This is a genomic window from Sphingobacterium kitahiroshimense (assembly GCF_025961315.1).
GTDB classification, from domain to species: domain Bacteria; phylum Bacteroidota; class Bacteroidia; order Sphingobacteriales; family Sphingobacteriaceae; genus Sphingobacterium; species Sphingobacterium anhuiense.
Window position 1 is genome coordinate 4,909,608 of sequence record NZ_JAOQNK010000001.1, and the last position, 23,175, is coordinate 4,932,782.

20 protein-coding genes and 1 tRNA gene are annotated in these 23,175 nt (G+C 35.0%); 7 read left to right on the forward strand and 14 right to left on the reverse strand.

The genetic code is table 11. From position 1 onward, the window contains the following. The first annotated feature begins 7 nt into the window (after positions 1–7). The 3 genes from M2265_RS21330 to M2265_RS21340 are packed head-to-tail and all read left to right on the forward strand — an operon-like array spanning position 8 to position 7,216. Entirely contained in the window at positions 8–3,235 is a 3,228-nt protein-coding gene (locus tag M2265_RS21330; protein WP_206368414.1) for a SusC/RagA family TonB-linked outer membrane protein, read from the forward strand. Between the two features lie 13 nt (positions 3,236–3,248). Continuing rightward, positions 3,249–4,748: a SusD/RagB family nutrient-binding outer membrane lipoprotein gene (locus M2265_RS21335; RefSeq protein WP_132770848.1), complete on the forward strand. Its 1,500-nt coding sequence runs from the start codon at positions 3,249–3,251 to the stop codon at positions 4,746–4,748. Beyond that, positions 4,748–7,216 carry a phosphocholine-specific phospholipase C gene (locus tag M2265_RS21340; protein ID WP_206368417.1) on the forward strand — a complete coding sequence of 823 codons (2,469 nt, stop codon included), beginning with the start codon at positions 4,748–4,750 and terminating at the stop codon, positions 7,214–7,216. Before M2265_RS21335 ends, M2265_RS21340 begins: the two co-directional genes overlap by 1 nt. A gap of 105 nt (positions 7,217–7,321) precedes the next feature. Here the strand turns inward: M2265_RS21340 and M2265_RS21345 are convergent, their stop codons facing one another. Beyond that, on the reverse strand, positions 7,322–8,467 hold the full coding sequence (locus M2265_RS21345) for a calcium:proton antiporter (RefSeq protein WP_132770847.1): 1,146 nt from the start codon (positions 8,465–8,467) through the stop codon (positions 7,322–7,324). 277 nt (positions 8,468–8,744) lie between these two features. On the opposite strand from M2265_RS21345, the gene M2265_RS21350 reads away from it, so the two are divergent. Continuing rightward, positions 8,745–9,746: a DUF1080 domain-containing protein gene (locus M2265_RS21350; RefSeq protein WP_132770846.1), complete on the forward strand. Its 1,002-nt coding sequence runs from the start codon at positions 8,745–8,747 to the stop codon at positions 9,744–9,746. A 49-nt stretch (positions 9,747–9,795) separates the two neighbouring features. Here M2265_RS21350 and M2265_RS21355 read toward each other — a convergent pair whose 3' ends face one another. From M2265_RS21355 to M2265_RS21380, 6 genes are all read right to left on the reverse strand, one after another. Then, positions 9,796–10,251, reverse strand: coding sequence for a PepSY-like domain-containing protein (locus tag M2265_RS21355; RefSeq protein ID WP_132770845.1), 456 nt, complete (start codon positions 10,249–10,251; stop codon positions 9,796–9,798). Between the two features lie 12 nt (positions 10,252–10,263). Beyond that, positions 10,264–10,704, reverse strand: coding sequence for a PepSY-like domain-containing protein (locus M2265_RS21360; RefSeq protein WP_206368419.1), 441 nt, complete (start codon positions 10,702–10,704; stop codon positions 10,264–10,266). Between the two features lie 62 nt (positions 10,705–10,766). Beyond that, entirely contained in the window at positions 10,767–12,005 is a 1,239-nt protein-coding gene (locus tag M2265_RS21365; protein WP_206368420.1) for a sensor histidine kinase, read from the reverse strand. A 176-nt stretch (positions 12,006–12,181) separates the two neighbouring features. Further along, positions 12,182–12,853 carry a response regulator transcription factor gene (locus M2265_RS21370; RefSeq protein WP_132770843.1) on the reverse strand — a complete coding sequence of 224 codons (672 nt, stop codon included), beginning with the start codon at positions 12,851–12,853 and terminating at the stop codon, positions 12,182–12,184. A 52-nt stretch (positions 12,854–12,905) separates the two neighbouring features. Then, positions 12,906–13,199, reverse strand: a complete 294-nt coding sequence (locus M2265_RS21375) for a Smr/MutS family protein (RefSeq protein WP_132770842.1) — start codon at positions 13,197–13,199, stop codon at positions 12,906–12,908. 63 nt (positions 13,200–13,262) lie between these two features. Beyond that, positions 13,263–13,667 (reverse strand): hypothetical protein, encoded by a 405-nt coding sequence (locus tag M2265_RS21380; protein ID WP_132770841.1) that lies wholly within the window; start codon positions 13,665–13,667, stop codon positions 13,263–13,265. 330 nt (positions 13,668–13,997) lie between these two features. Here M2265_RS21380 and M2265_RS21385 point away from each other — a divergent pair, with 330 nt between their 5' ends. Further along, positions 13,998–14,747, forward strand: a complete 750-nt coding sequence (locus M2265_RS21385) for a copper homeostasis protein CutC (RefSeq protein ID WP_132770840.1) — start codon at positions 13,998–14,000, stop codon at positions 14,745–14,747. 41 nt (positions 14,748–14,788) lie between these two features. Here M2265_RS21385 and M2265_RS21390 read toward each other — a convergent pair whose 3' ends face one another. Beyond that, a complete protein-coding gene (locus tag M2265_RS21390; protein WP_021188488.1) occupies positions 14,789–14,968 on the reverse strand; it encodes a hypothetical protein in 180 nt (59 codons plus the stop codon). Between the two features lie 32 nt (positions 14,969–15,000). Further along, a tRNA-Cys gene (locus M2265_RS21395) sits at positions 15,001–15,071 on the reverse strand. A gap of 287 nt (positions 15,072–15,358) precedes the next feature. Here M2265_RS21395 and M2265_RS21400 point away from each other — a divergent pair. Together M2265_RS21400 and M2265_RS21405 are read left to right on the forward strand one after the other, a co-directional pair. Next, entirely contained in the window at positions 15,359–16,006 is a 648-nt protein-coding gene (locus tag M2265_RS21400; protein WP_132770839.1) for a porin family protein, read from the forward strand. 127 nt (positions 16,007–16,133) lie between these two features. Beyond that, the gene (locus M2265_RS21405) at positions 16,134–17,243 is read left to right on the forward strand and encodes an AI-2E family transporter (RefSeq protein ID WP_132770838.1); all 1,110 of its coding nucleotides are present in this window, start codon (positions 16,134–16,136) and stop codon (positions 17,241–17,243) included. 236 nt (positions 17,244–17,479) lie between these two features. On the opposite strand, the gene rpsJ is transcribed toward M2265_RS21405, so the two are convergent. The 5 genes from rpsJ to M2265_RS21430 form a co-directional block, all read right to left on the reverse strand. After that, a complete protein-coding gene (gene rpsJ / locus M2265_RS21410; protein WP_013667229.1) occupies positions 17,480–17,785 on the reverse strand; it encodes a 30S ribosomal protein S10 in 306 nt (101 codons plus the stop codon). A 76-nt stretch (positions 17,786–17,861) separates the two neighbouring features. Beyond that, a complete protein-coding gene (gene fusA / locus M2265_RS21415) occupies positions 17,862–19,979 on the reverse strand; it encodes an elongation factor G (protein WP_031287331.1) in 2,118 nt (705 codons plus the stop codon). Between the two features lie 128 nt (positions 19,980–20,107). After that, complete coding sequence (gene rpsG / locus M2265_RS21420; RefSeq protein ID WP_021188484.1) at positions 20,108–20,575, reverse strand: 30S ribosomal protein S7; 468 nt, start codon at positions 20,573–20,575, stop codon at positions 20,108–20,110. A gap of 19 nt (positions 20,576–20,594) precedes the next feature. Continuing rightward, positions 20,595–21,008, reverse strand: coding sequence for a 30S ribosomal protein S12 (rpsL, locus tag M2265_RS21425; RefSeq protein WP_002993550.1), 414 nt, complete (start codon positions 21,006–21,008; stop codon positions 20,595–20,597). A 131-nt stretch (positions 21,009–21,139) separates the two neighbouring features. Beyond that, positions 21,140–22,990, reverse strand: a complete 1,851-nt coding sequence (locus tag M2265_RS21430) for an acyltransferase family protein (protein WP_165905920.1) — start codon at positions 22,988–22,990, stop codon at positions 21,140–21,142. Between the last annotated feature and the right edge of the window lie 185 nt (positions 22,991–23,175).

A 23,175-nucleotide genomic window follows, 5' to 3' on the forward strand; every position in this document is an offset into this window, starting at 1 on the left:
GCTTAGCATGATGAAACCATACTCATTAAAATTATTTAAGAAAAGTACCCAAATGACACTCTGTGTAGCACTTCTATATGCTGTGCAGACAGAAGTGGTTTGGGCAAACAAAATTGCTTCTGTTTCACCTGTTGGAACAGTAATAGATCAAGAACTCATTAAAGGAGTAATTCGTGATCAGCAAGGTAATCCTGTAGACGGGGGAACCATCATAAACGAAGCCAATAAACAAAGTACAAGAACAGAATTTAATGGGAATTTTTCTATTAAGGGAAAAGTTGGAGATCGACTTCGGATTTCTTCGTTGGGGTATAAGACCCAATTTGTAGAGATCAGAAACGCTACTCTAGAGATAACCTTAGAAAAAGATGCATCAAAATTAGATGAAGTAGTTGTAACAGCTATTGGTATCAAGCAACAGAAAAAACAAATTGGATATGCAACACAAGAGGTGAAAGTCGATGTCTTAAAAGAGTCGAAAACCATGAACATCGGGACAGCGCTAACAGGGCAGGTATCAGGTTTGATTGTAAATAACCCTACGGGGATCTTCCAAGCACCCTCTTTTCAATTGCGTGGAAAACCCCCATTGATCGTGGTTGATGGTATTCCTGTGGAAACAGATTTTTTTGATATACCAAGTCAAAATATTGAGAACATCAATGTGTTGAAAGGTACATCCGCTTCATCACTTTACGGTTTACGAGGTAAGGATGGGGCCATATTAATTACTACAAAAAGTGCTAAAAATGAAGACTTAGAGTTTTCTTTTGGTACCACCAACATGTTTTCTGCAGGATTTACCGTTTTTCCTGAATCACAAAAGGAATTTGGAAGTGGATCAAATGGGAAATACGAATTTTGGGATGGAGCAGACGGGGGTATTTCTGATGGTGATATGGCTTGGGGTCCAAAGCTAAATGCAGGACTTAAAGTACCGCAATGGAATAGTCCGATCCGAGATAAGGTTACAGGTGAAGTGACACCATGGTGGGGCGACGTAAAAGGTACAAAATACGACGATAAATCACGCTATGAAAGAATACCAACAGATTGGGTGTCACACGATAACTTGGAAGACTTCTTAGGAACAGGATTGATTACAGAAAATAATGCTACGGTATCTTACCGCTCTGAAAAAGTAAGCATATTTGGTTCTGGAAAATATGCCTTTCAAAAAGGGCAGGTGCCGAATACAAAATTGACGACCGGAGGTCTTAATTTAAACACATCTTTTCGTTTTAGACCAGAAGTGCAGTTGGATTTGAATCTTTCTTATAATAAAGTTAAATCACCTAATTATCCTCGGTATAACTATGGTCCCAAAAATCATATGTATACCATTTTATTGTGGATGGGTAATGATGTCAATGGCAAAGAGCTTAACGAACATCACTATATTCCTGGTCAAGAAGGATATCGTCAAGCAAATTATAATTATGCATGGTATAATAATCCTTATTTCGCAGCGTACGAACTTAATCAAATATATGACCAGGACGTGTTGCAAGGTCAGACAGCATTAACTTGGAAAGTAGCGCCCGATTTTACACTAAAAGGTCGTGCTTCTGCCAGACAAAAAAATGTTTTTCAAGATATGCAAAGCCCTAAGTCTTATATGAACTATGGTGATTCAAGAAATGGAGATTATAAAAACTGGGATAGTAATCAGTTAAATTTTGATGCTGATGTTTTGGCAACTTACAATAAGGAGTTCTCAGATCAATTTGGGCTTACCGTCAATGCGGGTGCTTCAACTTTCAAAAAAACATACCGTCAGTTATATCAAACGACCGATGGATTAGTAGTACCTTTTATATACAGCTTAGGGAATACGCAAGGACCTGTTAAAGCAGAAAGTGCATTTAGTGAAAAAATAGTCAGAAGTGCGTATGCCACTGTAAATTTTAATTTATTTAAATCAACATATCTTAATTTATCAGGACGTAATGACTGGTCATCTACCTTCTCAAAAGAAAACCAATCCTTTTTCTATCCTTCTGTATCACTAAGTTCCGTAGTGTCGGACTACTTTAAACTACCTGAGCAAATTGATTTTATTAAACTATATAGTTCTTGGGCATCAGTTTCATCCGATTTAGATCCGTATAGCATTTTAGCGACTTATAAAAAAGATGTAACTTATGGTTCTACACCTTCAGTGACTTATCCTGCAGGAATTGTGAATCCTAATATCTTACCACAGCAATCTAATTCTTTAGAAATAGGTGCCGCATTTGCATTATTTAAAAATAGATTATCAGCAGATGTAACATATTATGAGGTTATTGATAAAAACCAAATCATTGATTTAAGTATTTCTGCAGCTTCAGCTTTCACATCCCGTAAAGTTAATGCAAACAAGTTTCGCACTAAAGGTTTAGAGATCTCTTTAACCGGTAATATTATAAAACAACAAGAGTTCTCATGGACCTCAACAGTTAATTGGTCGAGAGCAGTAAAGAGACTGGAAGAGATTTATAAAGACCAGGTTAAAATGGGTAACTTAAAAATTGGTGATCGTGCCGATAGCTACTATGCAACAGTCTGGGAGAAATCAGCTGATGGACAATTGGTCCTTAATGCCAATACAGGTATGCCAATTCGTAATCCGTTTCCCCAGTATCTAGGATACTTTCAACCCGATTGGCAATTTGGTTTTGCGAACAGATTTAAGGTTAAAGATTTTACGGTCAATATAGATATCGACGGATCTATTGGAGGGGTTATGAATTCGACTACTATTGAAAAGATGTGGTGGGGAGGAAAACACCCTTCTTCAGTATTGTACAGACAAGAAGAATATGATGCTGGAAAACCTATTTATGTACCTGAAGGTGTTGTTGTAACCGGCGGTGAGCTGACTAGAGATGTTAATGGTAATATTACCTCTGATACACGTACCTATGCTCAAAATAGCAGAGCAGTAGATTGGCAGGCATGGAGTCAAAATTACCCTTATCAAGCTCGTGTCTCAGAAGCCGAAAACAAACTATTTGCCAATGTATTTGATCGTTCATTTGTCAAACTACGTCGAGTATCGATTGGCTATGATGTTAATAAACTATTTAAATTGAAGCATCTGAAAACATTAGACGCGTCTGTATTTGGTTACAACTTAGCTATGTGGAAAAAAGTACCATACCTAGATCCAGATTTTGGAGTGGGGAATGACGGTAATCTGCAAGATCCATCTACACGATATATTGGTTTATCTCTTGATTTTAAATTTTAAACAATTCTATAAGATGAAACTTGTTTTCAAACATATAATACTAGGGTTTGGTCTGCTTACTGTAATAGGATTGCAGTCATGTAAAAAATTGACAGATGTCAATATTAATCCAAATGAAGCATCTACAACACATCCGCAGGCGCTATTGACAAAAGTTGAATGGGATGTCTTTAGGACTTGGCATGGAACTTCGCCTTTATATGCATTAAAAATGATTGTGCAAACAGATGGTGAAAATGCCAACCAAATTTATAACTGGCAACGTGGTAGTTTTGAGCAGTATAGTTTTTTGCGTAATATCACTAAAATGACTGAGGAGGCAGAAAAGATCACTGATAATAATTATCAAGCTTTAGCCAAATTTTTTAGGGCATATTATTTTTATAACTTAACCTTGACTTTTGGCGATATTCCATACGCGGAAGCTGCAAAAGGAGAAAGTTCTGAAATGTTTCTGCCGAAGTATGACACACAAAAAGAAGTTTTTGTTGGAATCTTAAAGGAGTTAGAAGAAGCAAATACTTTATTGAAATCAAATACCAATCCGATTAATGGAGATATTATTTATGGAGGAAATTCTGATAAGTGGCGAAAGCTGATCAATTCATTTCGATTAAAAGTATTACTTACTTTATCCCGTAAAAGTGCAGACTTTCCTATAGATATTAAATCAGAGTTTGCAAAGATTTATAAAGGAGAGACTTTGATCGCTGATGCCACAGGATCAGAGGACGGACAATTAATCTTTTTAAATCAAGAAGGTAATCGATATCCCGAATTTAATTCAAGTGGTTATGGATCGGGTATGTATATGGACTCCACTTTTATTCAACGATTGCAGGATCATAAAGATCCACGTTTATTTGTTTTGGCCACACAAACACGTTTAGGAAAAGAGGCGGGTAAGGCACTTGATGATTTTAGTTCATATGAAGGCGGTGATCCTATTGTACCTTATGCAGAAGTCAATGAAAAAGCTGTAAAAGGGAAACTATCTAAGGTACACGAGCGCTTTTACAAAGATCCAACTGCCGAACCGTTGGTTCTGATAGGCTATTCAGAATTACAATTTATAATAGCGGAGGCAATAGTAAGAGGATGGATTACAGGAAATGAGAAAGATTGTTATGTGAATGGTATTAAGGCATCTTTTAAATTTTATGAGAATTATGCTAAAAATTTAAATACCTACGTTGATGCATCACGTTTAGAAAGTTATTTGTCACAAAAAATGGTTAATTTGGATAACGCAAAAACTTCGGAAGAAAAATTGGAACGTATCCTTATGCAAAAATATTTACGCTCTTTTCATCAAGGAGGCTATACAGCATATTTTGATCATTTAAGAACGGGTTATCCAAGTTTGCTTAAAGCCGATAAAGTAAAAATTGCTTACCGTTGGATGTATCCTCAAGACGAATACAATAATAATACGGTACAAGTCTCTGAAGCAATTAAACGTCAATTTGCAGGCAATGATAATATAAACTTACAGACCTGGTGGTTGAAATAATGGAATCTAGAAGACAATTTATAAAAAAAGCGTCAGCATTAGCTGGCGCTACAGCAGTCGTTAATTGGTTACCTGAATCAATTCAACGCGCATTAGCTATTGAAGCACCGTTGGGATCGACCTATATGGACGCAGAGCATATTGTCTTTTTAATGCAAGAGAATCGCTCATTTGATCATTGCTTTGGTACACTCAAAGGGGTGCGCGGTTTTAATGACCCTCGAGCACTAAAACTACCTAACGGTCTTCCTGTTTGGATACAAGGAAATAAAAAAGGAGAATATTTTGCACCTTTTCATTTAGATATTGTTAATAGTAAATCCACTTGGATGGGTTCTTTGCCACATGGTTGGCGAGATATGGTAGCCGCGCGTAATGATGGCCGGATGGACAATTGGCTGGAAGCAAAAAGTTCAGGTATTAAAGATTATAAAGCTATGCCGCTTACGATGGGCTATTATAATCGGGCAGATTTACCTTTCTATTATGCATTTGCCGATGCTTTTACTGTCTGTGATCAACATTTTTGCTCTTCTCTGACAGGGACAAGTGCTAATCGCTCCTATTTTTGGACAGGAACAGTGCGCGAAAATCCACGTGACCCTGAATCAACCGCCCATGTGGATAATGGCCAAATCAATTACAAAGATGTAAGTTGGAAATCTTATCCAGAACGGTTAGAAGAATCTGGAGTATCTTGGAAGGTATATCAAAACGAACTGAGCATCCCTGTCGGATTTGAAGGTGAGGAAGAAGACTGGTTGGCCAACTTTACAGATAATAATCTGGAATTTCACAAACAATACGGTGTCCGCTATCACCCTGCGCACCGTACCTGGATGGAATGCAAATTGAAACAGCTAGAAAAAGATGTGATCGGTTTAAAAGACTCAGTGGAAGAATCTAAGTTAAAAAAGCAAATTGAAGATCTAAAACAAGATTTACAGCGCTTTTCAAAACAGAATTTCGAAAAGTTATCCGATCTACATCAGGCCATTCATAAAAAAGCTTTTGTAACTAATATTGGTGATCCTGATTATCATCGGGTAGAAAAATTGGTTTACGAAGATAGCCAGGGTAAGCAGGAAGTTGATGTACCTGCTGGAGATGTGTTTTATCAATTTCGTAAAGATGTTAAAGAGAAGAACTTACCTACAGTGTCGTGGTTGGTAGCCCCATGTCGTTTTTCTGACCATCCTGGGTCGCCTTGGTATGGAGCTTGGTATGTTTCAGAAGCATTAGATATTTTGACAAAGGATCCTGAGGTCTGGAAAAAAACAATCTTTATATTGACGTATGATGAAAATGACGGATATTTCGATCATGTTTCGCCATTTGTCCCTCCAATGGAAGGTAATAGAGATTCCGGAAAGACTGCTGTAGGTATCCATACGGCAGATGAATATGTCACTAAAGAACAGGAGCGGAGAAGAACAGGGAAAACCGATTCGGAACTGGAAAGCCCGATAGGACTAGGATTTCGAGTTCCATTAGTGATTGCTTCACCTTGGTCTAAAGGCGGATGGGTAAATTCGGAAGTTTTCGATCATACCTCTTGTTTACAGTTCTTGGAACAATTTCTACTCCAGAAAACAGGAAAAGATATCAAAGAAACAAATATTTCCTCATGGAGAAGATTGGTATGTGGAGATTTAAATTCTGTATTTCGTAAAGTAACAGATACTTCCCTTAATTCTTTAGTTCCTGTTAATCGGGATCAGTATGTAGAGCGTATTTATAGTGCACGTGCAAAGAAATTACCAACAGAATTTGTACAGATCGCACCTTCAGAATTGGATCAAATTCGTAAAAAAGGTTTACCAACTTCAATAAAAGCTATACAGGAGAAAGGTATCAAACCAGCATGTGCACTGCCATATGCATTGGAAGTCAATGCAGAGTTGGAACATAATAGTTTTGAAATTACTTTTGAAACTAAAGTTCCTGTTAAATCGAAGAAAAAAATTGGAGTTCCTTTTCAGGTTAGATCCCAAATGGCTTATGGAAAAGTAGGTGCAGGTCAGGTTTGGAATTTTGCGGTTAAAGAAAATGAACCTTTGAGGTATGCTTGGCATATGGATCAATTAAAGGGAGATAGTATCGAAATGGAGCTACATGGTCCTAACGGCTTTTTCAGAATGTTCAAGTTGCATAAAGAAAAGCCACATGCCATCATCGTTAAACAATATCACAAAAAAAACACCATAGCATTGGAACTGAAAAAGATTAATAAAGGACACAGTTATTTGATTAAAGATCGGAATTATGGTTGCTTTGAGCCTTTTTCGCTAGATCAATCTTTTTCAGGTACCAAAATACTTGACCTCAGCAAAAGCCATGGATGGTATGATCTTGAGGTAACTTGTAAAGAAGATCCAGAATTTTGTTTTGTATTTGCTGGACATATTGAAAATGGGATGCCAAGTAAGACTGATCCTTTAATGGGAGATGTAATTAATCATTCTTAGGTCGACCAATATATAATGTAGATCGTTGTTTTTTTAAGGTTCATAAAAAAAGCGCACTACATAGGTGCGCTTTTTTATCTGGCGATAAGATGACGAAATTCAAACTTATGGATTAAATACCAGCATCATGTACAGAGCAAATAGAGCCAAATGAATAATACCTAAAATAGGAGTAGTCCTTTTCCCTAAAAAGCTGATCAAGCTTAGTAAGAGGGTCATTGTAAATAAAACAGTCTCTGTACCAGTTAATCCAAATAGAACTAATTTTCCTTTTAGTAATCCTACTAGCAGTACAGCGGGAACCGTTAAACCTACAGTCGAGACAAAAGCGCCGTGACATAAGTTGATACTTCTTTGAAATTCGTTATTACGAGCTGCTTTAACCGCTGTAATAGACTCCGGGGTAAATACAATGATAGCAATAAGAATACCACCCAATGCTATTGGAAGTTTTGCGGTAGCAATACCATAATCAACCACCACTGCCATTTGATGTGATAGCAATACTATTGGTAGAATCATTAAAATAAGAAGGGCTGAACGAATCCATATTTCCTTTTTATCCTGAGATTTTGGGGCATCTTTATTAACAGAATTTTGTATCTGGCTAGGATATTGAATCTCAAGATTTCCTTTTGCCGGTTGTATGTATAAGTGACTATATCCTTTTAATTGATAGTAAAGAAATGCGATGTATACAAGTATAATTAAAGTTGAAATGAATATCGCTTGTAAAGTCGTAAATGCGCCATTGCCTGCTCCTTGAATAAAATTAGGAAGTAATAATGAAGTTGCTCCAAGTATTACAATCATTGAAAAATAAGACAGTGTTCCCTGAGCATTATATTCTTGTTCTTTATATTTGGCACTTCCAAGTAAAATGCAAAGTCCTACCACAAGATTCATGATAATCATCATGACAGAAAAGATTGAATCCTTTCCGATTGTTGGAGATTCTGCAGGACCAAGCATAACAGCAGCAATCAAAACCACTTCGATCGTAACGATTGAAAGTGTAAGGATAAGTGTTCCAAAAGGTTCACCTAACTTATGTGCAAGCTCGTCCGCTTCTTTTACAACACCGAATGAAGCGGTTAAAATTGTAGCCAAAAGAATAATAAATATGGTGATTGCCGATACAGGAGAAAATGTTGTTTTAAAAATCTGTTGGTCAAATACCATTAAACCGATGACAATAATCCAGATGGTCATTAATCGGATTATTGTCTTTGTACTCAGTATTGTTTTCATATTGTTTCCGTATATAAATTGCTGATACAAATATCTTTACTAAAAGTGGTATTAATTTTAACATTTGATAAAAACTATATGTAACGTAATTTTTTTGTTTTAGTGATAGATGCACGATTTCTAGTTTAGGAAGAGTATTTCTTATTATATTCAAGCCTGTATTCGTAATTTTTTTGTGTTGATTCGGAGTTACTAGATTCAATAATTGATATTTTTAGTATATTCGTTTTGATAACTATAATAAAAAATCTAAATCTTTGTTACAATTCTTTAAAAAATGTTAAGAAATCATTTAAAATATAGTGTTCTCTTTTGTTTATTGGGAGCAAGTGTAAGTTCATGTCAAACGGCAGATCAAAAAAAAGAACCCGAAGTAGAACATAATCCTGCAAAACAAGTCGTACCTGAAAGAGCTAAAGATTTGATCGGTCGTTGGGATTTGAATGTGGATAAAGATGGAAAAGTAGTACCATCTTGGATTGAAGTAAAACTATCTGGATTTAACACATTGGTAGGAAGTTATGTTGGTGACAGTGGCAGTGCTCGCCCTGTTTCTCATGTAAAGCTTGAGGATGGAAAATTTTCATTTGCTATTCCGCCACAATGGGAAGGTGGAGAAGGTGATTTTGTGATTGCAGGTGAATTGACGGCTACGGGTATTAAAGGGACCGTGACGACTAATAAAGGTGTTAGCTATAACTTTACAGGTGAAAAAGCACCTTATTTAAATCGTACAGGAACTGTTCAATGGGGAGAGGCTATTGAGCTTTTTAATGGTAAAGATTTGACAGGTTGGAAAACGATTGGTGGCGAGAATAACTGGTCGGTAAAAGAGGGTATCTTGACGAACGCAAAGGCGGGTGCTAATTTGGTAACAGATCAAAAATTTGAAGATTTTAAATTAGAAGCAGAATTTCGATATACAACCGGTGGTAATTCTGGTATTTATTTAAGAGGAAGATACGAATTGCAAATTGAAGACAGTCCAAAGGATCAACATCCAGGAAGTCTCTATTTTGGCGGTATCTATGGCTTTCTAGCTCCAAATGAAATGGCTACATTAGGACCAGATCAATGGCAGAAGTATGAAGTTACATTGGTTGGAAGATTGGTTACTATTGTCGCAAATGGTAAGACGATTATTAATAATCAAGAAATACCAGGAATAACAGGTGGTGCGTTAGATAGTAAAGAAGGTGAACCAGGACCTATATATTTACAAGGAGATCATGCTCCGGTAGAATTTAGAAAAATAAAGATCACACCGGCTAAGAAATAATAACAATACAAATAAAAAAGCCTCTTTCTACTGAAGGAGGCTTTTAATTTTATAAGATGATTTTTACAAATTGACCACTTGGATCGAACAATAAATCGATATCATTTGTTAGTTCAACTTCAAATCCAGCAGTAACTTTATCGATGGCGCTGATTTGTGCAGTTTTATAATTTGTATCCACGTAGCTGACTATAGTAGTTGAGATAAAACCCGTAGGAATAGCAGTATCATTGTCGGATTCTACTTCTTTCCAATTACCTTCTTGATCAAAATCAACTTCGATTCCATTGGCTAACTCCACACTGTAAGCTGTTTTATTTGTTGCAGTAGGAGTTTGTTTCTCAACTTTTCGAATAGTTACATCTTTGAAGAAGGTGTTAAGAAATGTGGATGCTGATGCTGGTAAAGATGTAGCAGGGACTTGATGATCATCATCTTTGTCACAAGATACTAAAATGAATGCAACTGTAATTAACGCCGTAAATGTTAAAATTAACTTTTTCATATTTTAATTCTATTAATCATCTATTTTAGTAAACTGCCCTTTTTTATTAAACTCCAATTCAAGACCATTTGAAATTTCAACTTCAAATTTACGGCTTGACTTTTTGATTTTTACAATGTGGGTATTAGGAAAACTTTTTGTAACATAATTTTGAATTGATTTTGGTACAAATTTTAAAGGAATAGCGTTATGGTGACCATCCACTTCTTCCCAATCTCCTGATTTATCAAATTCTATTTTTGTACCATTATTTAAAATCACTTGGTATTCTTTTGAAAGTAGATTTTCTTTTTCTTCAATTGTACTTGTGATCTGATTGCTGGCAAAATTGTTTTTAATAAATGTTTGTGCATTTGCAGGTAATTGATTGCTGTTAATCACCTTTTTTTGTGCATAGCTAACTGTCGATAATGCTACTAAAGCAACGATCGCCATTGTTTTAATTTTCTTCATAATATATCCTCCTATTTATTTATATAACAAAGTTCCTATACAATTTGGTAAAGAATTAGGAATTATAGCTTTTGTATCTTAAAAATATGAAAATTATTTAAGTATGAGTAATTTATGCTAATGGTCTTGTTTGTCTCTATGATTGTTTTAACTATAGAAAGACCTAATCCATTTGAATTGATTGCAGTATTTTCTTTGTGAAATCGATCAAAAATATTTTCTGCTTGTAGTGCAGTGTTTTTGCCTGAATTTGCAATTGTAAAGAAATCCTTATGAATATCGATTTTTATAAATCCATCTTTTGATTTATTATAGTTGATAGCATTACGGAGTAAATTGGAAATTAATATCTTTACCAGATCCGCATTGAAATCAGCTGAGAACTTTCCATGCTCAAGAACTTCTAAAGTGATTCCCCTAAATTCAATCAAGTCTGCTAACTCTTCACACGCTTCGCGAATCACGCTATTAAAATCCACTGTTTGCGTAAAATCAAATTGATTGTTTTCAATGCGAGATAGCATAAGTAATGCCTTATTTAATTTAATCATACGTTCTAAAGCTTCTTTAGTTTCACTGATCGTGATTAAATGATGTTCTGTCAGTTGTTCATCTTCTAGCAGTAACTCTAGTTTATTACTACTGATAGCCAAAGGCGTCTGTAACTCATGGGAAGCATTTTCAATAAACAGTTTTTGTTGCTGGAATATTTTTTCATTGCGATCAAGCATTTTATCGATTTCGGTATCCAATAGCATAAATTCTCTAACATTACTGTTGATCGGTACAGCTGTTTTTATTTTCCCAAACTGATAGCGCTCTAACTTGTCAAGAATTTGATAAAAAGGCTTAAAAGCTCGGTGAAATACAAGTGTGTTGAGTAAAAATATACTCACAATAATCAAGATGTATAGTATTATCAAAGCAGTTGCCAGATCATATTTTAGTTCATCTTCTTCTACGGTTGAAGTTCGAATTTCCAGTTGATATAGCTGTTTGTCCTTACCATAGAAGTAAGTATTTAAAATTCGATAAGGCTCCATATCCTCATCATATGGCATGTATATGAGATCGTTTTTGAAAATATTTTTTTCATCCATGTTTACTTGCACATCAGATTTGGTGATTTTAAACTGATTAATACCGAATGTATCCGTTTTTAGAATCGATTCATCTTGGTATGCAGCACGAATAATTTCAATTTTTTGATTCTTTAAGCCGTCGTCTACATTATCATACACTTCTTCTGTGATGTATGCATAAAATAATGTTGCCCACACCGCAATTACAATCAAAATCATGATTGTAATGTATCTTATAGTGTAATTCTTGAGCGACTTTTTCATTAAAATATTTAGTTTTAAATAATGGTATTAGCAGTTAGTGGCAATATAAAGATCACTTCACCAGTTTTAGAAGCCATTCAAACAATCGTGAATATATTTTTAGATCTTGGCCATTATTGCTTTGTGGGTCATTAAATCAATTTGTATCCTATACCATAAACAGCCTGAATATCGATGTCAGCATGATTATCTTTTAATTTTTTTCTTAAATTTTTTATTTGTGAATAAATAAAGTCTAAACTGTCAGCCTGATCAATATGATCACCCCAAATTGACTCTGCTAAGCTATTTTTTTGAATAAGCTTAGTTGGCCTGATAATAAAATAATAGAGTAAATCAAACTCCTTTCGATTGAGAATCACAGGTTTGTTGTTAATCTGTATGCTTCTGTCTGTTGTGTTTACTGCAATATTTTTATACGTAATGATATCATCACCATGTTGATTCTTTCGGCGAATAATCGATTTGATCCGTGCATGTAATTCTGCCAAATGAAAAGGTTTGGCTAAATAGTCATCAGCACCTAGCTCTAAACCTTTTACTTTATCGTCTACAGAATCTTTGGCCGACAGGATGATGATCGATTCTTCTTTTCCAATTTCTTTAATCTTTTCTAAGAGTTGCAATCCAGAACCTCCGGGTAACATGATATCGAGTAAAATACAATCATATGAATAAATTGATATTTTCTCTAATGCGCTATTGTAATCAAAAGCTTGTTCAACAAGGTATTTTTCAGCTTCTAAAGATTGCATGATAACCTGGCTCAAGGCAACTTCATCTTCGATTAGTAATATTTTCATATCTTTTAATTAGCTAACAAAGTTAATTTTGAAATTAGGAAAGACTTAGGAATTAAAGTCCAATAACAACTACGACAATATCATCATTATGATAAGCAGGATGAAAATGGGAAATTGCTCTTTGATTTTTATAAATCATCAGTTCATCATAGACCATTTTTTTCAGAATTCCTTTACCTTTTCCATGTACAAATTTTATTTCAGGCATATCCCAATATATTGCAGCATCCAACATATCGCGCATGTAGATGAGAGACTCATTAGCTAATTCATCTGGTGTATAATCCTGCCAGTCGTATAGAAAGGCTTCAGCATGTAAATCTATTTGTACAGGGGGTTTTTTCATGTAAATCTTTTTGCAAAGGTACAAAAGTAAGATTAACAGACTACAAATAAAGTTCAAGGAGCTTTACTTAACGTCGACAGCTGAATAGAGTCGGTCATACCATTTTTTGATAGTCGCAGCTTCCTCATAAGACTCTTTTTCAGCATGAGTAAGCATAATATCCTGTATTTGTATTATTAGATCATTATGGTCCTGAAAAATACCATTGCTGTCACGATAGTCATTAATTATTTCGAGCAAATGATTAAGCGATTTCATCTTGTGATACAAAATATGATGCTTTTCACCAATTTGATCTGCAATTTCTTCATACGCTACGCTAGAGTCATTCGTTTGGTTACGTGCCTTATTATAGAGCTGGCTGTAACCAGCAAGCCGATGATTAAGATCATAAATCGTGCTTTCAAGATCTTCAATGAGTACAATGAGATTTTCTTGAATTTCAAAATCTTTTGATACGATTGACATAATACCCCTTTTTGTATGAATATAATTAAAATTTTGATCATTTTAAATTACAATAGTGTAAAACAAAAAAAACGAAATAAAGTTTTTTTGCTTTGCATTGAGCTTTTTATATCACGCATACACCCAGTTTAAAGAAGTTTTAGTGTATATTATTAGTTTATTGTACCTTTGTTAAGTAAATAAGATTAGAGGCTTTTACAGGACTCTACATCTACCTAATGGTTGAGTATAATTGGGATTTTGTACTTAATATAGAAGGGAGAAGGTTCAAATTGATCTTTCTCCCTTTTTATTCGAAAACTTCAGAAAAGATTATTGTATATTAAATTAATGGGAAAAGAAATCACTATAAACGGGTATCAATTGGAAATTTGTTCCAATTCACCTCAATCTGCATTGTATGCTGCGCAAGGTGGGGCTACGCGGATCGAATTTTGTCAAAATTTGGAAAATGGCGGTATCACTCCTTCTTACGGTCAGATTGTTCAAGCAAGAAAGTTGATCGATATTGGCATACATGTCCTCATACGTCCAAGAGGAGGTGATTTTGTTTATTCCGATTTGGAATTTGATGAGATGTTGGCTGATGTACAGTTTTGTAAAGAGGCTGGCTGTGATGGTGTGGTGATAGGAGTAATGAAGAACGATGCAACAGTTGATATTGAACGAACGAAAGCCCTTGTCGATGCTGCAAGACCGATGCATGTAACTTTTCATCGCGCATTTGATAAGTGCGCCGATCCACTGTCTTCGTTAGCTATTTTAATCGAATTGGGAATTGATCGTTTATTGACCTCAGGATTGCAGAATAAAGCAGTGGATGGAGTTGAATTACTTAAAGAATTGGTCAAATCTGCGGAAGGAAAAATTGTTATTATGCCTGGTGCAGGAGTGGATAGTAATAATATTGAAATGATCTTAAAGACAACTGGAGCGACTGCTATACATAGTTCCGCGAAAGAAACAGTTTTTTCACAAATGTCTTATGATAGAAGTGAAGTGGAAGGTATGAATGAACCGATCTATCGTACATCAAAAGAAAAAGTCCACCAATTGGTAGACATCCTTAAAAAACAATAGCGTTGTAATTTACAACGCTATTGTTCTTAATATTTTTTAACCTATTTAGCTTCTAAAACTAATTGGTTTAAGATAGCATCGTTTTTAACGATTTGATTTGATTTCTTCATTTTAGATCTTGAACCAAGTTCAACATTACTACCTAAACTTAAGAACTGAACTTCAACACGTGAAGTAGTTTTATTTCTTCTATCTTTTCTTTTTAAACGTGTAACTCCCATTTTGATAAATTTTTTTATTGTTCAATAAAACGAGGTCGGAAGCGGATTCGAACCGCTGTAGGAGGTTTTGCAGACCTCAGCCTAGCCACTCGGCCATCCGACCCTATTTGTTCCCCTAGGGGAATGCAAAAGTAAAATTAATATTTGGATTAAAAAAGACTATTGTGCAATTATTTTTTAAAATAATCATTATCAAGCTGTTTTGTTTTTTATGTTTTTTTTTGATACTCCTCGTTTCAGAAAGACTGTAGCAAGAAACAGGTCCTTGTCTATTTTATTGTACAGTAATCTTGACTTTTGTTTTTTTAATATATATCTGAATATTAGTGGTTTATCCATTTGGCGTGTAACTTGCATTGTTTGTGAAAACACTAATAACATAATAGAGCGATGAAAAAATTATTATTATCAACTACTGCAGCAGTATTACTTTCTGTTGGTGCATATGCACAAGGAGGATTAGGATACGGAATTAAAGCAGGTGTCAATCTTCCTTCTTACAGTTACGGAGGAAGTGACCTTTCTGATTCAAAATCCACTGTTAATTTTCATGTTACTGGTTATTTAGATGCACCCGTTACGAGCAACTTTTATATACAACCAGGAGTTTCTTTACAAGGAAAAGGAGCTAAGTTTGCAGATGTTAAACTTAATGGCAATACATATGAATTGAAACAAAATACAATGTGGTTAGAAGTACCTGTGAATTTTGTGTTGAAATTTCCAACAGTTGGTGAAGGTAAATTCTTCGTTGGAGCTGGTCCATATGTATCATTTGGTCTAAGCGGAAAAAATAAATATGAAGCTAAATCCGGTAGCGGAACAACCTCCATTAGCGATGATTTCAAATTTGGTAAAGATGAAACCCTTAAAGGTACAGACTTCGGTGTGAATTTTTTAGCAGGATATCAGTTGGGTAGTGGATTATCGATCAATGCTGGCTACGGTTTAGGTTTAACTAATATTGCTGGAGCAAAAACGTTTAATGGGGATGTTAAAAATCGAGTTTGGTCAATAGGCCTCGGATTCGGAATTTAATTAAAAGAATTAAGATTGTAATTAAATCTTTTAAAATTAAACCCTTGCTTTTTGAGCAGGGGTTTTTTATTGTCAACTAAAACTTTACATTAGTTGTATTGTTTGACAATTACAATTAGATGATACTATGATAAAATTTCTGGGCTTACCATTTTACGTCAAATTAGCTTGTACGCTAATTTCCATTGTTATTTTAGGTTATCTCGCAAAGATAGGGGATACAATATTAGTCCCCTTTATACTGGGTCTGCTTTTAGCGTTGTTGCTCGTTCCCGTAAGTAATTTTTTTGAGAGAAAATTGAAATTTCCTCGCACTCTTGCTGGAATTATTACCGTTCTACTTTTCTTTGGCCTTTTAGGATTTGGATTTTACATGCTTGCTTCACAATTATCGATGATTAAGGAAGATTGGCCAGCTTTTAAGGAACAAATATTAGTGGGATTTCATAATGTGCAGATCTGGGTTACGGATCGCTTTGGCGTTATGCATAATGAACAAATGGATATCCTTAATAAGACGGCAACTAAGTCACTTGATAGCGGTACGCTCTTACTGGGAACAGCTTTGTTATCTTTATCTTCTCTGTTGATACTTTTTGTGTTTACTTTCCTTTATACTTTCTTTCTACTTATCTATCGTAGTCACATCGTGCGATTTCTGTTATTGTTAAATCATCAAGAACACCACAATATCGTTATGGATGTCGTTGGCCAAGTGCAGTATGTAGTGAAAAAATATTTGATTGGTTTATTGCTACAGATGCTGATCGTTTCTACATTGGTATTTGCAGCTTTGAGTATCATTGGAGTGAAATATAGTTTACTGTTAGCTATTATCACGGGCGTGTTTAATGTGCTTCCCTATATTGGGATTTTCAAGTCTATGTTAGTAATTGCACTACTTACTTTTGCGACGACCTCCTTTACACATGTACTGATTGTGACTGGAGCACTTATTATTATACATCTTATCGATAGTAATTTTATTGTTCCAAAGGTAGTTGGCTCAAAAGTAAAAGTAAATTCTTTATTTGCGATGATGGCAATAATCGTAGGAGAGTTGATATGGGGGATTTCAGGTATGTTCTTAGCAATTCCTATATTGGCTATCTGCAAAATTGTGATGGACCGTGTAAAAGAATTGAAGCCATGGGGTTACTTGCTTGGAGAAGAAGATCATAAAGGAGATACTTATTCCACTATACGTAATACAATAAGTTCTAAGAAGAAGCAGTAAATTAGTTTTTTTGGAGTATTTCAGCGTAAAGCCATGATTTGGAATTGACTTAAAAGTCATTGTGATTTAAATACTGTATTTGAGCTTAAAGCTTGTTTTTTCTTCAAGTCACACCCTAGTTAGGAATTATATAAATTATTCATTACAGGGCGCCATAAGTAGTAAAAAGCAGCATATAAAAAAGGCTTCTAATTTAACATTGGAAGCCTTTCTTGTTTTCAATCAGTGCAATTCTATCACACTTTGATTTCTACTTCAACACCTGAAGGTAATTCAAGTTTCATCAATGCATCAACAGTTTTAGAGTTAGATGAATAAATATCTAACAATCTCTTGTATGAACATAATTGGAATTGCTCACGCGCTTTTTTGTTAACGTGTGGAGAACGTAAAACTGTATAGATTTTTTTCTCAGTAGGTAATGGAATAGGACCACTAACAACTGCACCTGTAGGTTTTACTGTTTTTACGATTTTCTCAGCTGATTTGTCAACTAAATTGTAATCGTATGATTTCAATTTGATTCTGATTCTTTGGCTCATTTTTGTTTTTGTTTAAAATGATCTCCTGTTAGAGCTATTATCAACAGGAGATCGGTTTACTTTATATTAGAAAGGATTATTCTCCTTTTAATTTACCTTTTGCTTTTGCAACAACTTCTTCAGTTACGTTACGTGGAGCTTCTTCGAAGTGATCAAATTCCATAGTAGAAGTGGCACGACCTGAAGTGATAGTACGCAATTGTGTTACGTAACCAAACATTTCCGAAAGTGGAACTAATGCTTTAATTACTTGAGCACCATTACGGCTATCTAAACCTTGCATCAAACCACGACGACGGTTTAAGTCACCCATTACATCACCCATGTTTTCTTCTGGTGTTAAAACCTCTATTTTCATAATTGGTTCCATTAAAACAGGAGAACATTTTGGCAATGCTTCACGGTATGCTGAACGAGCAGCTAATTCAAATGATAATGAATCTGAATCGACAGCGTGGAATGAACCATCAATCAAACGAACTTTCATTCCTGATAATGGGAATCCTGCTAATACACCATTTTTCATTGAAGTTTCAAATCCTTTTTGAACTGAAGGGATAAATTCTTTTGGAATTTTACCACCAACAATTTCATTTACGAATTGAAGAGGAGATTTAGTTAAATCGTAGTCAGCATCAGCTGGAGAAATAACAACTTTAATGTCCGCAAATTTACCACGACCACCTGATTGTTTTTTGAATACCTCACGGTGTTCTGTAGTTCCATTGATAGACTCTTTGTATGATACTTGAGGAGCACCTTGGTTAACCTCAACTTTGAACTCACGTTTCAAACGATCGATCAAGATCTCTAAGTGAAGCTCACCCATACCAGAGATAACTGTTTGACCAGTTTCTTCGTCAGTTTTTACTACGAATGTAGGATCTTCTTCAGCTAATTTACCAAGACCAATACCTAATCTATCGATGTCAGCTTGAGTTTTAGGCTCAATCGCTAATCCGATAACTGGCTCTGGGAAGTTCATTGACTCTAACACGATAGGGTGTTTTTCATCACATAAAGTATCACCAGTTTTGATGTCTTTGAAACCAACAACAGCACCAATATCACCAGCCTCGATGAAAGGGATAGGGTTTTGTTTGTTAGCGTGCATTTGGAAGATACGAGAAATACGCTCTTTGTTACCTGAACGAGTGTTCAATACATAAGAACCTGCATCTAACTTACCTGAATAAGCACGGATGAAACACAAACGACCTACGAAAGGGTCAGTTGCAATTTTGAAACCTAATGCTGCGAAAGGCTCGTTAACATCTGGTTTACGTAATAATTCTTCACCTGTATCTGGATGAGTACCTTTAACACCTTCTGAATCCATTGGAGAAGGCAATAATTCCATTACTAAATCCAACATAGTTTGAACACCTTTGTTTTTGAAAGATGAACCACAAACCATAGGAACGATAGAGTTATCCAATACTGCTGCACGTAAAGCATTTAAGATTTCACGCTCAGTTAATGAATTAGGATCTTCGAAGAATTTTTCCATCAAAGACTCATCATAACCAGCAACAGCTTCTAATAAGCGCTCACGGTATTCAGCAACCTCTTCCAACATATCTTCTGGAATAGGAACTTCTGTAAACGTCATACCTTTATCATGCTCGTTCCAAACAATACCACGGTTGTTAATTAAATCAACAACACCAGTGAAAGTATCTTCAGCACCGATAGGTAATTGTAAAGCTACAGCTTCAGAACCTAACATTGATTTTACTTGACCAACAACTTTTAAGAAATCAGCACCAGAACGGTCCATTTTGTTAACGAAACCGATACGTGGAACGGCATAGTTATCAGCTAATCTCCAGTTAGTTTCTGATTGAGGCTCAACACCATCAACTGCAGAAAATAAGAATACTAATCCGTCTAATACACGTAATGAACGATTTACTTCAACCGTAAAATCTACGTGACCTGGAGTATCGATAACGTTTACTTGGTATTTGTTACCACGGTACTGCCAGAAAACTGTAGTAGCTGCAGAAGTAATCGTGATACCACGCTCAGCCTCTTGCTCCATCCAGTCCATTGTTGAAGCACCTTCGTGCACTTCACCAAGTTTATGATTAACACCTGAGTAGTAAAGAATACGCTCAGTTGTAGTTGTTTTACCAGCATCGATGTGAGCAGCGATACCAATATTTCTAGTGAATTTTAAATCTCTTGCCATAATATTTTTAAGCATTAGCCCAGATGGAGCTAAATATTTTTCTGTCTAAATAAGTACACCGATCCTGATAAAAGAATGAACGTTTACCAAAGATCGGTGTAATCATATTTTTGTGTGTAAGTTCAAAACTAGAATCTGAAGTGTGAGAACGCTTTGTTAGCTTCAGCCATTTTGTGCGTATCTTCTTTCTTCTTAACAGCAGCACCTTCACCTTTAGAAGCTGAAATGATTTCTCCTGCTAATTTTTCAAACATTGTTTTCTCACCACGTCTGCGTGAATATGAAATTAACCATTTCATACCCAAAGCAATTTTACGCTCAGGACGAACTTCCATAGGAACTTGGAAGTTAGCACCACCAACACGACGAGATTTAACCTCTACAGCTGGCATAACGTTGTTTAAAGCTTTTTTCCAAGCTTCTAAACCGCTTTCGCTAGTTTTTTGCTCTACTAATTCAATTGCATTGTAAAAAATTTCGTATGCTGTAGATTTTTTACCATCGTACATCATATTGTTTACAAAGCGTGTTACCTGAGTGTCGTTAAACTTTGGATCAGGTAAAATGATTCTCTTTTTTGGTTTTGATTTTCTCATTTTTCTTTCCTCCGTTTAATTATTTCTTTTTACCTTTTGCTGGCGCAGCCGCTGCTTGTCCTGGTTTAGGACGTTTAGTTCCGTATTTAGAACGACGTTGGTTACGACCTGCTACACCTGAAGTATCTAATGCACCACGGATAATGTGGTAACGTACACCTGGTAAATCTTTAACACGACCACCACGAATCAAAACGATTGAGTGCTCTTGTAAATTGTGACCTTCTCCTGGGATGTAAGCGTTAACCTCTTTACCGTTTGTTAAACGTACACGAGCTACTTTACGCATTGCTGAGTTTGGTTTTTTAGGGGTAGTAGTATATACACGTGTACATACACCTCTTCGCTGTGGACATGAGTCCAACGCTGGTGACTTACTCTTGTCAACCAGAGCTACTCTACCTTTTCTAACTAATTGTTGAATAGTAGGCATTTACCTGATTTTGTTATTTAATTTTATTCTTAAATTATTATAAGTTCGCAAAGATAACCATTTTATTGTTAAATCGAAATGTCCAGTCAATTAGTTTTCCACATTTTGCTTGAAAATCTTAGAGTTAGCTGTTAGATTAGTTTTTTTTGTAATAAGTAACGAACAACTTGATCAGCTCCATATTTCGATAAATGATCGTCATCATGCATGTAGGGATCTTGACCATTGTATTTAATTATTTCAGGTAAATTGTAAATATCAATGTAAATATCTTCTGGAATAAAGGTTTTTAGATAAGTGTTGATGTGTGCAGATCGGGATTCAACGTAGTTTTCTTCTTTTACACTTTTATTTTTTATCTGTAGAGCCAAAATATTTGGAAAGATGATAGAATAACTAGGGGTCTGTCCGATCATTTTAAGCGGAATACCATTTTCTTTGAAATATTGAATTACTTGCTGAAGTTTTATTTTTAAGGTTTCATCTGGATATTGTTGTGAGCCCCAAAAACCAACAAGTATCACTTCATCAATTTTTTTCGTATTTTCTGGTATAAATTTTTGATACATATAGTCGATCAGTTCGCAAGATGCCTTTGGCCCTTTGGTGTCCAAAAGTGGATAAGTGGTGGATACGGTTGCTTGTAAAAGATTGATATTTTGTTTTTCTAATTGCTCTTTTAAACTCTGTCCGAAAACACCCGCATGACTATCCCCTAATAAAAGAATATTCTTTTTGTTTGGAATGATGGTGGCACAGCTTTCAAAATTATATTGCTTAAATGTATTGTCTATATCCAGATGGCATGTGCCTTTTCTGAATTGTGACGCAAGTCTGTTTTTTCTGTAATTGGTGTTATAGTTGGTCAGGTAATCAATTTCTGTGTTTATTTGTAATCGATTATAAGGAAATATCATCATAATTCCTGTTAGCAGCGCAACAGCGGTACTAGCAGTTATTGTAAATGGTAGTTTATCAAATTTCTTATTGGCCTCGATGAAATAATAGGAAATACTTGCACAGAGTAAAGATAGTGCGAGGATGGGAATGATAATAAAAGGTTGATTCAATCCGAGATAAATGGCGAACACATAAATTGGCCAATGCCATAGATATAAAGAATAGGATAGTTTCGCTACCCATTGTATTGGTTTAATGGATAAAAAATTGAAATCGCACTGTGCTATAATGATACCAAAGGTCGCAATGACAGGAATAAGTGTATAATAGGAAGGCCAGCTTATATTTTTTTCGTTAAATAAATAGATGCTAACAATTAAAATAGCGTATCCCGTAATTGCAACTACTTTTCTAAAGAGCTTGGATATCGATTTCTGAGTATAAGACTCTCCTAAAAATGCAAGTCCACCAATTAACATTTCCCATGCCCGAGTAGGGAACATATAAAAACTGAAGGATTGATCTGTATTATTGAAATATAAGTTCAGACCTAATGACAGGATAATCAAAAAGATGAAAAAGCTAACAAACCTTATTTTATTGTTCGAGTAAAGACTTTTAAAAGGGAATAAGAGGGCAGGGTATAAAAGGTAAAATTGCCATTCGACCGATAATGACCATGTGTGCAAAAGGATGTTATTTTGAGAGGCAACATCAAAATACCCACTATTTAAATAATATTCAATATTGGAACTAAAGATTATGCTGAAAATTGCATTATTTCCAAGTTGTTGTAAGTCTTTTGGAAGTAATATAAAACTCCCAATAATAGACACACCTACAAGAAGAAACAAAAGTGCAGGAATAATGCGTGTTATACGTTTAGTGTAGAATTGCTTAAAAGAAAAGTTGCTATTCTCAAAGCTCTTTAAAATAATTCGGGTCATTAAGTAGCCAGAGATGACGAAAAAAATATCCACACCACTAAAGCCACCGTCAAAATAGGGTACTTTGAAATGAAAAAAAATTACTGCCAGTACCGCTAAAGCACGTAATGCCCCTATATCATTTCTAAATTTCATTTTTAAAGTAACTTGTAAACTGCAAATCTGAACAAAATAATTTATTTCACCTATTAAATTTTGTTCCATTTTATTTTTTAGAAAATATCATAAAAACATGAAATTTTGTTCCATTTTATTTTTTAGACAATATCATAAAAACATGAAATTGCGTTCATGTTTTTATGATATTTTTGTATCGTTTA

Bases quoted from the DNA above. Each gene is read 5' to 3' on its own strand.
- M2265_RS21330 (WP_206368414.1), top strand. From the start codon at position 8: ATGATGAAACCATACTCATTAAAATTATTTAAGAAAAGTACCCAAATG.
- M2265_RS21335 (WP_132770848.1), top strand. From the start codon at position 3,249: ATGAAACTTGTTTTCAAACATATAATACTAGGGTTTGGTCTGCTTACT.
- M2265_RS21340 (WP_206368417.1), top strand. From the start codon at position 4,748: ATGGAATCTAGAAGACAATTTATAAAAAAAGCGTCAGCATTAGCTGGC.
- M2265_RS21345 (WP_132770847.1), bottom strand. From the start codon at position 8,467: ATGAAAACAATACTGAGTACAAAGACAATAATCCGATTAATGACCATC.
- M2265_RS21350 (WP_132770846.1), top strand. From the start codon at position 8,745: ATGTTAAGAAATCATTTAAAATATAGTGTTCTCTTTTGTTTATTGGGA.
- M2265_RS21355 (WP_132770845.1), bottom strand. From the start codon at position 10,251: ATGAAAAAGTTAATTTTAACATTTACGGCGTTAATTACAGTTGCATTC.
- M2265_RS21360 (WP_206368419.1), bottom strand. From the start codon at position 10,704: ATGAAGAAAATTAAAACAATGGCGATCGTTGCTTTAGTAGCATTATCG.
- M2265_RS21365 (WP_206368420.1), bottom strand. From the start codon at position 12,005: ATGATTTTGATTGTAATTGCGGTGTGGGCAACATTATTTTATGCATAC.
- M2265_RS21370 (WP_132770843.1), bottom strand. From the start codon at position 12,853: ATGAAAATATTACTAATCGAAGATGAAGTTGCCTTGAGCCAGGTTATC.
- M2265_RS21375 (WP_132770842.1), bottom strand. From the start codon at position 13,199: ATGAAAAAACCCCCTGTACAAATAGATTTACATGCTGAAGCCTTTCTA.
- M2265_RS21380 (WP_132770841.1), bottom strand. From the start codon at position 13,667: ATGTCAATCGTATCAAAAGATTTTGAAATTCAAGAAAATCTCATTGTA.
- M2265_RS21385 (WP_132770840.1), top strand. From the start codon at position 13,998: ATGGGAAAAGAAATCACTATAAACGGGTATCAATTGGAAATTTGTTCC.
- M2265_RS21390 (WP_021188488.1), bottom strand. From the start codon at position 14,968: ATGGGAGTTACACGTTTAAAAAGAAAAGATAGAAGAAATAAAACTACT.
- M2265_RS21400 (WP_132770839.1), top strand. From the start codon at position 15,359: ATGAAAAAATTATTATTATCAACTACTGCAGCAGTATTACTTTCTGTT.
- M2265_RS21405 (WP_132770838.1), top strand. From the start codon at position 16,134: ATGATAAAATTTCTGGGCTTACCATTTTACGTCAAATTAGCTTGTACG.
- rpsJ (WP_013667229.1), bottom strand. From the start codon at position 17,785: ATGAGCCAAAGAATCAGAATCAAATTGAAATCATACGATTACAATTTA.
- fusA (WP_031287331.1), bottom strand. From the start codon at position 19,979: ATGGCAAGAGATTTAAAATTCACTAGAAATATTGGTATCGCTGCTCAC.
- rpsG (WP_021188484.1), bottom strand. From the start codon at position 20,575: ATGAGAAAATCAAAACCAAAAAAGAGAATCATTTTACCTGATCCAAAG.
- rpsL (WP_002993550.1), bottom strand. From the start codon at position 21,008: ATGCCTACTATTCAACAATTAGTTAGAAAAGGTAGAGTAGCTCTGGTT.
- M2265_RS21430 (WP_165905920.1), bottom strand. From the start codon at position 22,990: ATGAAATTTAGAAATGATATAGGGGCATTACGTGCTTTAGCGGTACTG.